At 59.9% G+C, this 15,070-nt stretch carries 12 protein-coding genes; all 12 read left to right on the forward strand.

All coding sequences use genetic code 11. The features are described from left to right. Positions 1 to 24 precede the first annotated feature (24 nt). The 12 genes from AKV04_RS21620 (at position 25) to tssG (ending at position 15,061) form a co-directional block, all read left to right on the forward strand. Entirely contained in the window at positions 25 to 768 is a 744-nt protein-coding gene (locus tag AKV04_RS21620) for a PP2C family protein-serine/threonine phosphatase (protein ID WP_054008543.1), read from the forward strand. Beyond that, positions 765 to 3,380, forward strand: a complete 2,616-nt coding sequence (locus AKV04_RS21625) for a serine/threonine-protein kinase (protein WP_054008446.1) — start codon at positions 765 to 767, stop codon at positions 3,378 to 3,380. Before AKV04_RS21620 ends, AKV04_RS21625 begins: the two co-directional genes overlap by 4 nt. 121 nt (positions 3,381 to 3,501) lie before the next feature. Then, positions 3,502 to 5,355 carry a type VI secretion system Vgr family protein gene (locus tag AKV04_RS21630; protein WP_054008447.1) on the forward strand — a complete coding sequence of 618 codons (1,854 nt, stop codon included), beginning with the start codon at positions 3,502 to 3,504 and terminating at the stop codon, positions 5,353 to 5,355. Further along, positions 5,355 to 5,951, forward strand: a complete 597-nt coding sequence (locus AKV04_RS21635; protein WP_054008448.1) for a DUF6931 family protein — start codon at positions 5,355 to 5,357, stop codon at positions 5,949 to 5,951. Before AKV04_RS21630 ends, AKV04_RS21635 begins: the two co-directional genes overlap by 1 nt. Positions 5,952 to 5,993: 42 nt before the next feature. Further along, a complete protein-coding gene (gene tagH, locus AKV04_RS21640) occupies positions 5,994 to 7,250 on the forward strand; it encodes a type VI secretion system-associated FHA domain protein TagH (protein WP_054008449.1) in 1,257 nt (418 codons plus the stop codon). Between the two features lie 157 nt (positions 7,251 to 7,407). After that, positions 7,408 to 8,706: a type VI secretion system protein TssA gene (locus AKV04_RS21645; RefSeq protein ID WP_054008450.1), complete on the forward strand. Its 1,299-nt coding sequence runs from the start codon at positions 7,408 to 7,410 to the stop codon at positions 8,704 to 8,706. A 130-nt stretch (positions 8,707 to 8,836) separates the two neighbouring features. After that, positions 8,837 to 9,361 carry a type VI secretion system contractile sheath small subunit gene (tssB, locus tag AKV04_RS21650; RefSeq protein WP_054008451.1) on the forward strand — a complete coding sequence of 175 codons (525 nt, stop codon included), beginning with the start codon at positions 8,837 to 8,839 and terminating at the stop codon, positions 9,359 to 9,361. Between the two features lie 59 nt (positions 9,362 to 9,420). Next, the gene (tssC, locus tag AKV04_RS21655; protein WP_054008452.1) at positions 9,421 to 10,908 is read left to right on the forward strand and encodes a type VI secretion system contractile sheath large subunit; all 1,488 of its coding nucleotides are present in this window, start codon (positions 9,421 to 9,423) and stop codon (positions 10,906 to 10,908) included. Positions 10,909 to 10,980: 72 nt separating this feature from the next. Beyond that, entirely contained in the window at positions 10,981 to 11,481 is a 501-nt protein-coding gene (locus AKV04_RS21660; RefSeq protein WP_054008453.1) for an Hcp family type VI secretion system effector, read from the forward strand. 99 nt (positions 11,482 to 11,580) lie between these two features. Next, positions 11,581 to 12,135, forward strand: a complete 555-nt coding sequence (gene tssE, locus AKV04_RS21665; RefSeq protein ID WP_054008454.1) for a type VI secretion system baseplate subunit TssE — start codon at positions 11,581 to 11,583, stop codon at positions 12,133 to 12,135. Further along, positions 12,132 to 14,069 carry a type VI secretion system baseplate subunit TssF gene (gene tssF / locus AKV04_RS21670; protein ID WP_054008455.1) on the forward strand — a complete coding sequence of 646 codons (1,938 nt, stop codon included), beginning with the start codon at positions 12,132 to 12,134 and terminating at the stop codon, positions 14,067 to 14,069. The genes tssE and tssF overlap by 4 nt, the downstream gene beginning before the upstream one ends. Continuing rightward, complete coding sequence (tssG, locus tag AKV04_RS21675) at positions 14,066 to 15,061, forward strand: type VI secretion system baseplate subunit TssG (protein WP_054008456.1); 996 nt, start codon at positions 14,066 to 14,068, stop codon at positions 15,059 to 15,061. Before tssF ends, tssG begins: the two co-directional genes overlap by 4 nt. Positions 15,062 to 15,070: the final 9 nt, after the last annotated feature.

Genomic DNA, 15,070 nt, shown 5'->3' on the forward strand with positions numbered 1-15,070 from the left:
AGGTTGTTTCAAATGGGTGGGTCGATGATCGAGGCTCCATTTCAATTCGAGACCGGGGCCGCGACCGATACGGGCCGCGTGCGCGATCACAATGAGGATAGTTTTTTGACGCTGCCCGAGGCTGGGGTTTGGGTGGTGGCCGATGGTATGGGCGGGCATCACGCCGGGGATTTTGCCAGCAAGACGATTGTGGAAAGTGTGGGGTCTTTGGGCCGCCCGGTTTCCGCGCCGGATTTGCAGGCGCGGTTTATGGATCGGTTGCTGCGGGCGCATCAGTTGATTCAGGATCAGTCGGCGCTGTTGAATGGCGCGACCGTGGGGGCGACCTTGGTGGCACTGCTGGCGTTTGATCAGCATTTTGCCTGCGTATGGTCCGGGGACAGCCGGATTTATCTGCTGCGGGCGGGGCAATATACGCAGGTCACTGTGGATCATACCGAGGTCAATGAATTGCTGCGCACCGGGGCGATCACGGCGGAGCAGGCGCTGACGTGGCCACGGCGCAATGTGATCACACGGGCGATTGGGGTGCATGAGAAACCTCAGACGGATGAGCGTTCGGGTGGGCTGGTGGATGGCGATGTGTTTTTGTTGTGCTCGGATGGGCTAACGGAGCATATCGAAGATCGCGAGATGGCCGAGGCTTTGGCGCAGTTTGCGCCCCAAGCCGCCTGCGATGCTTTGGTGCAGCTGACCTTGCAGCGCGGCGCAAAGGATAATGTGACGGTGGTGGTGGTGCGGGTCGCTGCTGCGAGGGCCTGGTCATGAGTGACGCCTCGGACAAAGGCCCGAACCATGCAACCACGGTGTCTTCCGGCACTTTGATCATGGGCACCTATGAGATTGAGCGACTGATCAATTCGGGCGGCATGGGTGAGGTGTATCGCGGCCGCAATATCCACAATGACGAGCCTGTGGCGATTAAGATTGTGCTGCCATCGTTGGCGCATGATCCGAAGATCGTGGCTTTGTTCCAGAAGGAAAGCACCACGCTGTCGCGGCTGAGCCACGAGGCGATTGTGCGCTATCATGTGTTTACCGTCGATCCGACCATCGGGCGGCCTTGTATGGTGATGGAGTTCGTCTCGGGTACTTCGATGTCGGACCGGATTGAGCAAGGGCCGATGCCAGTCGACGATGTGCGGGTGATGCTGCGGCGGGTGGCCTCTGGCTTGGACAAGGCGCATCGGGCCGGGGTGGTGCATCGCGATTTGTCGCCGGACAATGTGATTTTGGAAGACGGCCATGTTGAACACGCCAAGCTGATCGACTTTGGCATTGCGAAAAGCACTGCTTTGGGGGCGGGGACGCTGTTGCAGGGCCAGTTTGCAGGTAAATTCAACTGGGTGTCGCCGGAACAGTTAGGCGCGTTTGGCGGCACGGTCGATGGGCGGTCGGATATATACTCGCTGGCTTTGGTGACGGCGGCGGCGAGCAAGGGTGAAGTACTGCCGATGGGTGCGTCGATTGTCGATGCTGTGGGCAAACGCTCGGGCGTGCCGGATTTAACCGGGGTGGATGAAGGGCTGGTGCCGCTGCTGTCATGGATGTTGCAGCCTGATCCGGCTTTGCGGCCTGAGAGCATGGCGAAGGTGATGGCGGCGGTGGACAACCCGTCTCTGGTGCCGCAGATTGCTGCGCCTGCGCCGAAAGCACCTGATCCGAACCGCACGGTGATTGGCGGGGCTTTGCCGATCCAAGTGCCTAAGCTGGTTCCAGTCGCGCCCGTTGAGGCTGCGGTTTCGGTGGCTCCGGTATCTGTGGCGCCTGTAGTGAAAACCTCGGCTCCGGTTGGGGCGACGATGATTGCGGCTGTGACGCAGGCCCCGGAAAGCGAAGATGTCAGTCCGTTTGGGGCGCCGGGGGTGGCGGCGGTTGCACGGCACGTGCAGGTCGAGCCGCTGGTGGTGAAGAACAGCAAAAGCGGCCTGATCGCGGTGTTGGCGCTGTTGGCTTTGGGCGGCGGGGCTGCGGGGGCGTATTTCGGCGGGGTGTTTGACAGCAAAGTGGTGCCTGTGGCGGGGGAGACTCAGGCAGAAGCCGATGCGCGGGTGAAGGCTGAAGCGGAAGATAAAGCCGCCGCTGAACAGGCCACAGCCGAGGCGAAAGCGACAGCGGATGCCGCAGCGGCGAAGGCGGTCGAGGACGCGGCGGCTGTTAAGGCTGCGGCAGATGCCAAAGCCGCAGAGGATGCGGCCAAGCAGGCGGAGGCTGCAGCGCAGAAGGCGGCCGAGGAGCTTGCCGCACAAAAAGCCGCTGATGAGGTGGCGGCGCAGAAAGCGGCTGACGAGGCAGCGGCGCAAAAAGCCGCCGAGGACGCCGCAGCTCAGCAAACGGCGGCGCAGAAGGCTGAGGCGGATGCGGCGGCCAAGAAGGCTGCGGAGGCGCTTGCGGCGAAACAGGCGGCAGATGCGGCAGCGGCGCAGAAGCTTGCCGAGGAAGCTGCGGCGCAAAAAGCGGCGGATGAGGCTGCGGCTAAGCAAGCGGCAGAGGCGCAAAGGCTGGCTGCCGAGGCAGAGGCAGAGGCACAAAGGCTGGCGGAGGAGGCTGCAGCTAAACAGGCTGCGGACGAAGCGGCAGCCAAGAAAGCCGCCGATGAGGCTGCGGCAAAGCAGGCAGCGGAGGCTGAAGTTGCCGCAGCGGAGGCTGCTGCACAAAAAGCTGCCGAGGAAGCCGCTGCGGCGCAGAAATTGGCGGATGAGGCGGCTGCGAAGAAAGCCGCAGAGGAAGCTGCGGCCAAGGCCGATCCGGTGGCGACGCAGTTGGCGTATCTGGCGGGCGTGCAGCCGCCGCTATGTGCTTTGGTGACGCTGAAGGATGCCAAGGCCTCGGGCTTTGGGCTGGAGGGCTATACGGCGGACCCGGCGGCTTTGGCAGGGTTTGTGAAGGACTGGCAGGCGGCGACGCGGACCACGCCGGACCTTGCGGTCCACCCGATCAACACCGCGCAATGCCCGCTGATTGAATTTGCCACCCACTACCCCGCGCCGGATGTCGATCCGCTGGCGGTGGTGATGCAAGCGACGGGGGAGGTGGTGAAAAGCGGCGCCAATGTCAGCGGCAAGGTCGAAGGGCTGGAGGGTCGAAATTTTGCGCTGTTCATCTTCTCGGAGGGCGGCGGGGCGACCAATCTGAAACCTTGGACCACGATGGGCAGCGATGGCACCGCCAGTTTTGAGTTTAACCTGACGCTGGAGGCAAATGCGCCGCCCGCACCGCAGATCCTGGTGGCGATGGTGACGGATAAGCCGTTGCCTGCGCTGGACAAGGTGCCTGCGGGGGTGACGGCGCAATCGCTGATGCCGTTCCTGGAAAAACAGTTGGAGAAAGCCGGGGTGAAACCGACGCTCAGCTTCGCCTATTTCCGGCTGGAGAACTGAACGGGGGGCGGCTGCCAGCTTTTCTTGCCAGATTGCTGCGGCTTGATGTAACGTTGCAGGTATCCGGGGTTATTTTCCCCAGCCTGCCCGTTTTACGCCTATTTTTGAAAGCGATATCCAGATGCCCACGACCTTTTCCCAAGACAATCGCATCGGTCGGATGTTCACGCCATTGAAGGCGAACGACTTGGTGCTGATTGAATTTTCCGGCAGCGAAGCGGTGAACGCGATCAGTCAGTTTCGCGTCAAGGCGCTGTCCGCCAAACCGATTTCAGAGATCGAGCCCTTGCTGGGCGAAGCGATTGCAGTTCAGATTGTCACCCCGCTGGGCGACGTGCGGGATTTTCATCAGATGGTGGATGCGATCCGCTATCTGGGGCCAGAGGGCGATCACCACATCTATGAGTTCGAACTGCGGCCGTGGTTCTGGCAATTGTCACGGCGGATCAATTACCGGATTTTCCACGAGGTGAACGTCGTCGATGTGATCCGAAAAATCGTTGATGAATACGGTAATTCTGATGTGGCGGGCTTTATTGACCTAACTGTCGGCAGTTTTCCTGAAATGGAATATGTCGTGCAGTACAACGAATCCGACATGGATTTCCTGTGCCGCCTGATGGAGCGTTTCGGGATCAACTACCATTTCCAGATGGAGCCGACGCGGCACACCTTGGTGCTGACCACCGGCGCGGATGCGTTCAGCGATGCCCCGGCCTCTGCGCGCGCGTTCAGCCCTTTGGGCAGCCGGGGCGATGCCACCGCAGAGCATTTCGATGCCTGGTCGCCGCAGCGGCAGTTGACCACGGGATCGGTGCGGCTGACCGATTACAACTTCAAGACCGTCTCGGCGCAGATGGAGGTGACGCGCGAGAATTTGCGCGGTTTTGTCGGCGGAAATATGGAAAGCTTTGGCTATCCCGGCGTCTATTTAACCCCCGGAGAAGGCAATCCGATTGCGCAGCGGCGTCTGGATGCCTACCGGATGGGCGATGCGACGGTGCGGGCGAACGGCAATGCAGCCAGCCTTGGCGCAGGGATGAAGTTTCAGCTTTCGGCGCATTCCGATGCTGGGCAGTTGGACGAATATGCCGTGCTGGCGGCGCAGCACTTTGTCTCAAACGGCACGTTCCGTTCGGGCGGGGGTGTGGCTGCGGACACCGCCTATCAAGGGGCTTACGTTCTGACGCGCAGTGCCAATCCGATTGCGCCACAACGCTTAACCCGGCCACCGCGCGTGCTGGGGCCACAGACGGCGGTGGTGGTCACCGGAGCCGAGGGCGACATTGACGAATTTGGCCGCATCAAGGTCAAGTTTTTTTGGGCACCTGACGAGGTGTCAATGTATTGTCGGGTGTCACAGATCTGGGGACAGGATGAATGGGGAACGATCTTTATCCCGCATGTCGACATGGAAGTGATCGTTGAATTCCTAGACGGCGACCCGGATCAGCCCTTGGTGACGGGCTGTGTGTGGAACGAGAAAAATCGCCCGCAGATGCCGGACAACCACCTGACCAGCGGCTTTAAGACTGTGCGCAACAACCAGCTTTTCTTCTATGACACCGAGGGCAAGGAAGAAATCTACATCCGGGCGCAGCGGGATATGACACGGGTGGTGATGCATGATGACAAATCCACCACCCACGGCAAACAGGTGCTGAAGATTGACGCCAGCAAAAGCGAAAGCGTGGGCGGCAGTTCTTCATCCTCGGTCGGCGGCGATATGTCTACCTCGGTCAGTGGCGCTGAAACCCATAGGGTGAAGGGCAGCCTGTCGATCGAATCAAAAGAGAAGATCGAGTTGAAAGTGGGGAGTTCCAGCATCACCATTGATCAAACCTCGATCAAGATCAAAGCTTTGACGGTGGAGGTTGAAGCCACCGCCGAGTTGAAAACCAAAGCGGGGGCGATGGCCACGCATGACGGGGGGGCGATGATGGTGATCAAAGGCGTTCTGGTGACGATTAACTGATGGGCAGCGCATCTGACACCACTCCGCCCGTCACCATTGCGCCTGCACCGGGGCTGCGGGTGCAACTGGGGCGTCAGTTGTTCGGCACCATGCCGGAAATGGCGGATGACATTGTGGCAAGGCCGGGGGAAGGCGAGCATGTGTTCGACTTTTGCCGTCGCTTGCGGTTGGGGGAGACGCCGGAGGAAGCGATCTCGCTGATGGCCTTTGCTTTGCAGCCACGCCCTGCGGTGTGGTGGGGGCATGAATGTTTGAAGGCAGCACCAGAGCTGTTGACCGATCAGGACCGTGAGATGTTGGCGCTTTGCGAGGCTTGGGTGGCGGAACCGACCGAGCCCAACCGCTATCTGGCGCTGGATGCGGGGCTGCATGTGGCGGTGCGCGGGCCGGGGGCGTGGCTGGCACTGGCGGTGGGCTGGGCTTCGGGCTCGATGGCACCGGAAGGCCTGCCGCCCGCACTGGTTCCGATGTTTGCGATTGGGCGGGCGTTGAATGCGGGGGTGTTGACGGCACTGGCGCGGGTGCCGCAAGACAAGCGGCGGCGGATGCTGGACCATTACGTTGGCATGGCCGAGATGCTGGCAAAAACTGTTTAAGCCGCCTATCTTAGGTCTTGCCCCTGTTGGAATACCCCCGAAATGAAACTGACCCTGCGGATTGAGAATTTGGATAGCCTGCCGGATGGCGGGCCGCTGGAGTTTTCGGCTGTGGCGCGCGGCTTTGAAGTGGGTCGCGATTCCGCGATGGATTGGACGCTACCTGATCCGAACCGCCATATTTCCAGTCGGCATTTTGAGGTGACGTTTCGCGATGGTCAGTTCTGGCTGAACGACATTTCCACCAACGGCACGTTTATCTATGGCGCGTCGATGCGGGTGTCGTCGCCCTTGGCGCTGAGCCATAATGAGCGCTTGCAGGTCGGACAGTATATCATCCGGGTGTTGGTGGTGGACCCGGCAGTCTCGGCCTTTGCAGCGCCGCCGCTGACCGCACCAGTGTCCGATCCGTGGAGCCTTGCGCCCAGCCCGTCGCCGATGCCGCAGTTTTCAACCACGCCGCTGCCGCCGCCAACGCGGCCATCGCAGGCACTGGCCGGGCAGTTTGGCGATAGTTTCGTGGAAAACCCGCGGTCTGCGGCCTTTGTGCCGACCACGCCGCCGCAGAATGTGCCGATTGCCCCACTTATCAGCCCGTTGCCGCAAGCGGTGACAACGCCGCCTCCGGTGGTGAATGCGCTTCCGCCCGCCCCGCCTGCCTCTGAACCGTTTCCGCTGCGGCCCGTTCCCGCACAGATCGAGGCCCCGGCCGAGGCTTTGCCGCTGTTAGACGCGATCTGCAAAGGCGCTGGCTTGCCTGCGGGCAGTTTGTCGAAGGTGGATGTGGCGCAACTGGGCGAAGACATTGGCAAATCTTTGCGCATCGCCACCGAGCAAATGATGGCGCTGTTGGGTGCGCGGGCGGCTGCGAAGCAGTTTGTGAAAAGCTCTAGTCGGACAATGATCGGCGGAATCAACAATTCGCCGTTGAAGTTCAAGCCCAACGCCACCGAAGCGCTGACCACGATGTTTGCGCAGAAAACCGAGAGTTATTTGGGGGCGGTGGCGGCGTTTTCCCAAGGCTTTGATGACGTGAAACGCCACCAAACGGCGGTTTATGCGGCGATGCAGCCTGCGCTGGCGCGGTTGCTGGAAGACCTTTCGCCTGAGTCGATTGAAGAACGCTCCACCGGTGGAATCATGTCCTCCAAAAAGGCGCGGGCTTGGGAATTGTTCGTGGAACGATGGGATGCCAAGACCCATCCCTATGAAAACGGTATGTTGGATGTGTTTTTGGCCTATTTTTCCGACGCCTATGACGAAGCGGTGAAGTCCGCCACTCCGAAAAACGCCGGTTGACCATGCCGCGCTGCGGCGCTAGCCTTCACATAAGTTTTGCAAAGGACCGACAATGACTGCCGCATTGATCACCCTTCTCCTTGGCACCGGCCTGCTGGCCGCTTTGCCGAAACCGCAGCCTGCGCGTGTTGCTGCGAACCGCAAGTAACCTTGCCCCATGCGGCTGGATGATCTGATCAAGCCGATCTCGCCGGACGCGCCATGCGGTGAAGACCTGCTTGCGCTGGATGATCCGGATTACTGCGACTATTACTTCAACGTCGAAGACCGTCTGCCCACCAGTTATTTCAACATGGTGCGCGGCACGCTGTTTGATCCCAAGTCCGTTGATCAAAAGGCCGAGTCGGCGCAGCTTGACGGCTTGCTAAAGCGCAGCCGAGATTTGCGTCTGTTGGGGCTGGAGGCCAAGTTTCAGATTCTTGCCGGGCGTTTCAAGGGCTTTGCCGATGCGGTGATGGGGTTCGCCGGGCTGATTGAAGCTTATCCGGGCGATGTGCATCCGGTGGATCGGGTTGATCGGCAGAACGCGATTGAGGAACTGAACGCCCTCGCCACGATCGCCGCGCCGCTGGACTATGCGATTTTGCTGACCGACAAGCGGGTTGGCGACATTATCTATCGCGGCTACGGCACTGCTTCGGGCAAAATTCCGACGCGTGAGGGTGAGCAGCCGGGCGACGTTGGCAGCATCACCGGGGCGCTGAGTTCTTCAGAAAACGCCAAGGCTGTCGATGCTCTGTATGAGCAGCTGACGGGGCTGCGGGCGGCGATCAAGACCATGATTCAGCTGTGCCAATCTAGCACGCCGCCGTTCTCGCCCAAGCTGGATCGATTGGACGATAAGCTGGCCGATATTCTGGCGATGGTGGTTTCCGCCCGCGGCGATCTGGGGGCTGAAGCGGTCCCGGTGATTGAGCGGGCCGAAGGCGAAGCAGGCGCGGCGGTTGCAGCGGGTGGCACCACCACGATCACGGTGCAAACAGGCACGGCTGAGGTGCCAAACCATCGCGTGGCCTATCAGCTGTTGCAAGCGGTGGAGCGGTATTTTGCCACCACCGAACCCGCGTCTTTGGCATTGGTTCTGGTGACTCAATCGCGGTTGTTGATCGGGCGGCCTCTGGTGGAGGCACTGGACGCTTTGCTTGAAAATTCAGCTGGTTACGCCTCGATCAGCTTTGGCACCGAGACTGGCTTTGCGATTTCCATGGCGCGGATGCGCGATTTGTCGGGGCAGGCGAATATCACATCAGATGATTTCTCGACGCCCGATGAAAATGATCCGCCCGCGCCCGAAGTGGTCAGCCGCGATCATGCGGGGCAAATCCTGAAGCAGATCGAAGATTTCTACCGGATGCGCGAACCGGCCAGCCCGATTCCAATCCTACTATTCAAAGCCCGAAATATGCTGTCTAAAGACTTCCACGCGCTGGTGCGCGAATTGATTCCGCCTTCCTGATTTCGGCTAAATTTTGCCTGACTGACCACCGTTTCCTTTGACCAAATGCCCGTTTCTGGCGCAGAGTTGAAATCTGTTGACTTGTAGCGCCGGTGCGGCTTTCCTTTTCGTATTAGACAGGAGAATTGTTATGGCCTCTTCCGATTCAGCCACCGGCTTTATCAAACGCAATCGACCGCCGCGTGTGCAGATTTCCTACGCTGACCCGATTGAAGCAAACAAACAGGTCGAACTGCCCTTCGTGATGGGCATCATGTCCGACTTGTCAGGCAATGCCAGCAAGGTCGAAAAGCCCCCGGTCGCTGATCGTGAGTTTACCGCCGTGACCTCGGATACGCTGGATGACTATATGGAAAGCGTCTCGCCCGGTTTGGCGATCAACGTCGACAACAAGCTTGACGCGGAACAGGGCGGCAAGCTTTCGGTCAACCTGAACTTCAAGAAAATGGCTGATCTCAGCCCCGGCGAGATTGCGCGGCAAGTGCCTGCGTTGAACAAACTGCTGGAAGCCCGTCAGCAGCTGGCGAACCTTGCCCGCTATATGAACGGCAAGTCCGGCGCGCAAGAGCAGTTGAAGCAGTTGCTGGCTGACCCGGCGCTGATGGCGGCTTTGGATGAACGCCGTGCTGCCGCCAAGCCCGAGGGCGAAGAATAATCCTGAATGGCCGCCGTTGCAGGCTGCTGATTACACAAGACATTTTTTAGGACATCGACATGGCAACTGAACTGCAACAAGACGGCGGAGCCGGTGGCGCCCTTCACGAGCTGGATGAATTCTCGGCGATCCTGAAGCAAAACTTCAAACCGCGCAGCGATGTCGCCGCGCGCGAGGTTGAAAACGCCGTGGGAACGCTGGTGCGTGAGGCTTTGGCCGATGAGACGGTGATCACCGATGACATTCTGGACACCATCGACAAGATGCTGGCCAAGATCGACGAAAAGCTGTCGCAGCAGGTCAATGAGATCATCCACAACGCCGAGTATCAAAAGCTGGAAAGCGCTTGGCGCGGTCTGGCCTACACGGTGAACAACACCGAGTCGGATGCGACGCTGAAGCTGCAAGTGATGAACATCTCGAAAACCGAGTTGGACAAAGAACTGCGCGGCTATCCGGGCGCGAAGTGGGACCAAAGCCCACTGTTCAAGAAGATCTACGAGGCTGAATTTGGCCAGCTTGGTGGTCAGCCGTTCGGCGCGCTGGTCGGGGACTTTGCCTTCGACCATTCGTCGTCTGACGTACGTCTGCTGCGTGATCTGGGCAAGATTGCTGCCGCCGCCCACGCGCCCTTCATCACCTCGCCCGCGCCGACCCTGATGGGGATGGACAGCTGGAACGAACTCGGCAACCCACGCGATCTGTCGACGGTGTTTGACACGCCGGATTACGCCGGCTGGAACTCGCTGCGCGACTCTGAAAACTCGCGCTACATTGCGCTGGCGATGCCGAGGGTGCTGGCACGCTCGCCCTACGGTCAGAACGGCGAGCCGGTGGAGGAGTTCAACTTTGAAGAAACCACCGACGGCCATGAAGGCAAGCAATACGCTTGGATGAACGCCGCCCATGCGATGGCGGTGAACATCAACCGCGCCCATAAGGAATATGGCTGGACGGTGCAAATTCGCGGTGTCACGTCGGGCGGGGAAATCACCGCCCTGCCGGTACATAATTTCGATACCGGCGATGGCTCCACCGATATGAAATGCCCGACCGAATTTGCCATTAGCGACCGCCGGGAAGGCGAGCTTTCCAAATCGGGGATCATGCCACTGATCCACCGCAAGAACACCGACCGCGCCGCATTCTTGGGCGCGCAATCGTTGTACCGACCGAAGAAATACCAAAATGAGGAGGCCACGGCCTCGGACAATCTGTCTGCGCGCATCCCTTACATTTTTGCGATTTCGCGCTTCAGCCATTATCTGAAGTGCATGGTGCGCGACATGGTCGGTTCAAACCGCGAACAGGCGCAGCTTGAAAAAGAGCTGCAAAACTGGATCAACCAGTATGTTCACGGCAACCCTGGCACCGCATCCGAGCGGGAAAAGGCTCTGATGCCTTTGGCTGCGGCCAAGGTCGAAGTGATCGCGGATGAAGAAAACCCCGGCTACTATGTCGGCAGATTTTTCCTTCGACCGCACTACCAGTTGGAAGGCATGGACATCGGGATGAGCCTGGTCTCCAAGCTGCCTTCCGGCAAATAAGTCGCGGTCTGGGGCGCAGACACTCATACGGTCGCCCCGGACAGCTAAAGTTACATTCAAAGGAGAGTACAGATGGCCGGAACAGACATTTTTCTGAAGGTTGGCGGGAATATCAACGGTGAATCCACCGATGACCAATTCAAAGACCACCTGAATATCGAAAGCTACGGTTGGGGCGTCACCCAACAAGGCACATTCAGCGCGGGTTCGGGTGCTGGCGGCGGCGCAGGCCGTTCGATGGTGCAGGACATGCACTTCACCAAGCTGATCTGCAAAGCCTCGCCCGAACTGATGATCGCTTGCGCCACCGGCAAGCACATCCCGGATGCGACGCTGTATGTGCGCAAAGCCACTGGCGACAAGGCGATGGTTTATTTCCAGTTTGAGATGAAAGACGTGCTGGTGTCGTCGTATCAGACCGGCTCGGGCGGCGGCCAAGGTGCTCTGATCAACGAGCAATTCTCGTTTAACTTCCGCGAATTGACCCTGACCTACTGGCAGCAGACCGCAGCCGGTGGCCAAGGCGCGAAAGTGCAGAAGAAATACGACCTCGCCACCAACAAAGGCTCCTGAGTGCAAAGGCCGGGCGAGCGCGCTTGCCCGGCCTTCCCCTTCGATCACCGCTTGACCTATCACCGCTCTCAGGCGACCTGATCCTAAGAAAGTCGGCCTATGGCAGAGCGTGACGGTATTTTCCAAGTCTCTTTGATGAACGTGTTCCGCCAAGCCGCGCGCGAGCGGGATGCTTCGGCGCGTGATGATGTGCTGACCGATGGCGATGGCCGGGTGCTGTCGGCGCGCAGCATTGAACGCCGCGAGGGCGCGGGGCAGGCCACCTTGCGCGATCATCTGGCGATTGATCTGGGCAACCTGATGGCCACGGTTCATCTGGAGGCCTCTATCCCATTGAACGGTTTGGATTATGTGAAGAAGTCGATTTTGAACTACGGTATCCCTGATATGTCGCGGCTGACGGTGGATGATCACCGCCACAGCCAAGTCGCCCGCGATCTGCGCGATGCCCTGCTTGCGCATGAGCCGCGTTTGATCGCCGAAACCTTGGTGGTGAAAATGCGTCGGCCCGAGGCGGATGCCGCCCAGCGCATCGCCTTTGACATCACCGCCGAGATGGCCGCGCGCCCGGTCGATGTGCCGTTGGAATTTGTCGCCGAGATCGACACCGGGGCGGGCAAAGTCGCGCTGTCGAACCTTGTGGTGCGCGGATGAACCGGGCATTTCTTGAGGCATATAACCGCGAATTGGCTCTGCTTTATGAAGGCGCCAAGGAGTTTGCCGAGGATTTTCCGGGTATTGCCGAGCGCTTGGGTGGCTTGACGCAAGACAATCTTGACCCTGCTGTGGCGGGCTTGCTGGAGGGTGCGGCGTTCATGGCCGCCCGCGTGCAGTTGAAGCTGGACACTGAGTTTGACACCTTTACCAGCGAATTGCTGGATCAGCTTTTGCCGAACTTCATGGCGCCGACGCCCTCGGCCATCCTCGCGCAAGCCGATCCGAATTATGCCGAGGATGAGCTGGAGAAGGGTAAGAATTTCCCGGCCGGGGCCTATCTCGATGCACGTTATGTGGATCGGGATCAGCGGATTTCCTGCCGTTTTCGACTGTCTGCCCCGCTGACTTTGTGGCCGCTGCGGCTGACCACGGCGCGGTTTGTCTCTGGCCCGACCGGGTTTCAGGCTTTGGGGTTGGACGTTGGCGCGGATACGGCGGGCGGGCTGATCTTGTCGTTTCTGCGGCCCGCATCTACCGCGCAAAAAGACAAACCGGGCAAACCAGTAAGCGCTATTCAGGCCGATACGCTGCCGATCTATCTGACAGGCGATCTGGGCGAACAGATTGCGGTTTATGAACATATGTTCACCAACACCACCCGCGCCACCATCCGCTATCTGGACGCGCGCGGCGATCCGGTTTTTATGCGGCTGGAAGCGGGTTGGTTGGAGCAGATTGGCTTTGACGAGACCGAAGCGATCTTCCCTGAAGATACCCGTGTGTTCCGCGGCTTTACCCTGCTGCGCGAGTTTTTTCTGTTTCCGCAGAAGTTTCTGGGCTTTCGCCTGCAAGGTCTGCGCAAGGTACTGCCGCGCATCCCGGCGGCGAGCTTTGATCTGATGCTTGAGATGAACGCGGTGCGGCCCAGCCTGCCCGCGCGGATCACCGCCGAGAATTTCCGCCTGTTCGCTGCGCCCGCAATCAATCTATTTGAGGAAAACTGCGCGCAGGTGAAGCTGGACACTCTGCGCCACGACTATCTGGTGAGTGCCGATTCCAGCCCCGCCTCGCATTACGAAGTGCATCGGATTACCGAGGTGTTCGCCTATTACGCCGGGGTGAAAACCAAGATTCCGGTGCATCCTTTGTATGGCATGCCAGCCGATGTGATGGCCCCGCGCGAGGCGCTTTATTACACCGCCAAGCAGCGGCCCCGCCGGTTGACCGCAAAGGAAAAACGCTTTGGGCAGGTGCAGGGCTATACTGGCACCGAAAGTTTCATCTCAATTTATGAGCCCGGCCATCTGGACAGTGCCGAGCGGGTGAAGCGGTTGCAGATCAAACTGCTCTGTTCAAACCGCCACTTGCCGCAATACTTGCCCATCGCCCAAGGTGGTGCGGATTTCCGGCTGAACGACGACACCGCGATCCCGTTGCGCTGCATCGCTGGGCCGACCAATCCGCGCGAGTCGGTGTTGGAACTCGATGAAAGTGCGCCGCATCGTGCCAAAGCGGGGCCGGTGCATTGGCGGCTGATTTCGTTCGTGTCGTTGAACTTTCTGGGGTTGGACAACCGGGGCAGCCGCGATGAAGCGGCGGCGTTGCGCGAGTTGTTGACCCTGTTTGCCGATGTATCCTCGCAGATCACCGAGCGGCAGTTGCAAGGGCTGAAGGCGGTGACAAGCCGCCCCGTCACCCGAACCATTCAGCGCGCGGGCGGCTATCACGCGGCGCGCGGCACGCAGGTGACGTTGCGGTTTGATGAACGGGCGTTTGAGGGCTCGGGCGTGTTTTTGCTGGGCGCGGTGCTGGATCGGTTTTTTGCCGAATACGCCAGCATCAACAGCTTTACCCAACTGGTGCTGACCTCTGACCAACGCGGCATGATCAAAACCTTCCCGCCGCGCACCGGGCAAGGACCGCTGCTATGAGCGCGCGTCGGGATGATCTGAAAGCCGACCCCGCCGCCTTTGGCTTTTTGGCGCTGATGCGGGAGGTGGAACGCGGTCAGCCAGAGCGGCCTCGGATCGGGCGGAATAGCAATCTGCGCGAGGAAGTCGTGCGGCTGGGGCAGGAACCGTTTCAGGCCTTCCCCGACCGCAACGTCAGCCAAGTGACGGAAGGCGCCGAAGGAAAGCTGCGGGTGCGCTCAAACTTCCTTGGCTATTTCGGCCCGCAAGGTGCCTTGCCGATGAACACCACGGCGGAAGTGCAGCAGTGGTATATGTTCAAGGACGAGGCGTTTGTACGCCTTGCTGATTTGTTCACCAACCGTTTCCAGCAGTTGTTTTTCCGGGCTTGGTCGGATGCACGCGGCATCACGCAATATGATCACCCGGGCGATGATCGGTTTCAGGGCTACGTTGGCGCTGCGGTAGGCTTGGCTTCACCGTCCTTGCAAGCGCGGGGCACCGTGCCGGATATGGCGCGGCTGCCGCTGGTGGGCATCGCGATGGCGCGGGTGAAAAGCCCGGTGCGGCTGCGGCAGATTTTGGAAAGCCTCTGCGGCGTGACGGTTGAGATTGAAGAAAACGTGCCGGTCTGGCTGGGGTTTGAAGCTTCGGATTTAACCCGTCTTGGGGCTGCGAATTCAGGGCTGGGCCACGATTGTCGGCTAGGATCACGCGTGCAATCGGTGAACGAAAAAATCCGTGTGGCGGTGAAGACCGAAAGCCTGCCGCAATATCAAAGCTTTCTGCCGGGTGGTTCCAGCTTTCAGCGCCTGACCGAACTGTTGTTCACATATCTCGGACATGAGACGGAAGTGGAAATCGCGCCGTCTTTGCCCGCCGATCAGATCAAGGGCGTTGCCTTGGGCAAAAGCGGCGCTTTGGGGTGGACGGGGTGGATCGCACCACCACAAGCCCCGCCCGGAACCTACCGATCCGACGCCGTTTTCGCCTCGGACCGCCGCACCGCCTGACATTTGAAA

It is taken from the genome of Cypionkella psychrotolerans, assembly GCF_001294535.1.
In the GTDB taxonomy this organism is placed as follows: domain Bacteria; phylum Pseudomonadota; class Alphaproteobacteria; order Rhodobacterales; family Rhodobacteraceae; genus Cypionkella; species Cypionkella psychrotolerans.

Excerpts from the sequence above, each read along its gene's own strand:
- AKV04_RS21620 (WP_054008543.1), top strand. The coding sequence starts at position 25 with ATGATCGAGGCTCCATTTCAATTCGAGACCGGGGCCGCGACCGATACG.
- AKV04_RS21625 (WP_054008446.1), top strand. The coding sequence starts at position 765 with ATGAGTGACGCCTCGGACAAAGGCCCGAACCATGCAACCACGGTGTCT.
- AKV04_RS21630 (WP_054008447.1), top strand. The coding sequence starts at position 3,502 with ATGCCCACGACCTTTTCCCAAGACAATCGCATCGGTCGGATGTTCACG.
- AKV04_RS21635 (WP_054008448.1), top strand. The coding sequence starts at position 5,355 with ATGGGCAGCGCATCTGACACCACTCCGCCCGTCACCATTGCGCCTGCA.
- tagH (WP_054008449.1), top strand. The coding sequence starts at position 5,994 with ATGAAACTGACCCTGCGGATTGAGAATTTGGATAGCCTGCCGGATGGC.
- AKV04_RS21645 (WP_054008450.1), top strand. The coding sequence starts at position 7,408 with ATGCGGCTGGATGATCTGATCAAGCCGATCTCGCCGGACGCGCCATGC.
- tssB (WP_054008451.1), top strand. The coding sequence starts at position 8,837 with ATGGCCTCTTCCGATTCAGCCACCGGCTTTATCAAACGCAATCGACCG.
- tssC (WP_054008452.1), top strand. The coding sequence starts at position 9,421 with ATGGCAACTGAACTGCAACAAGACGGCGGAGCCGGTGGCGCCCTTCAC.
- AKV04_RS21660 (WP_054008453.1), top strand. The coding sequence starts at position 10,981 with ATGGCCGGAACAGACATTTTTCTGAAGGTTGGCGGGAATATCAACGGT.
- tssE (WP_054008454.1), top strand. The coding sequence starts at position 11,581 with ATGGCAGAGCGTGACGGTATTTTCCAAGTCTCTTTGATGAACGTGTTC.
- tssF (WP_054008455.1), top strand. The coding sequence starts at position 12,132 with ATGAACCGGGCATTTCTTGAGGCATATAACCGCGAATTGGCTCTGCTT.
- tssG (WP_054008456.1), top strand. The coding sequence starts at position 14,066 with ATGAGCGCGCGTCGGGATGATCTGAAAGCCGACCCCGCCGCCTTTGGC.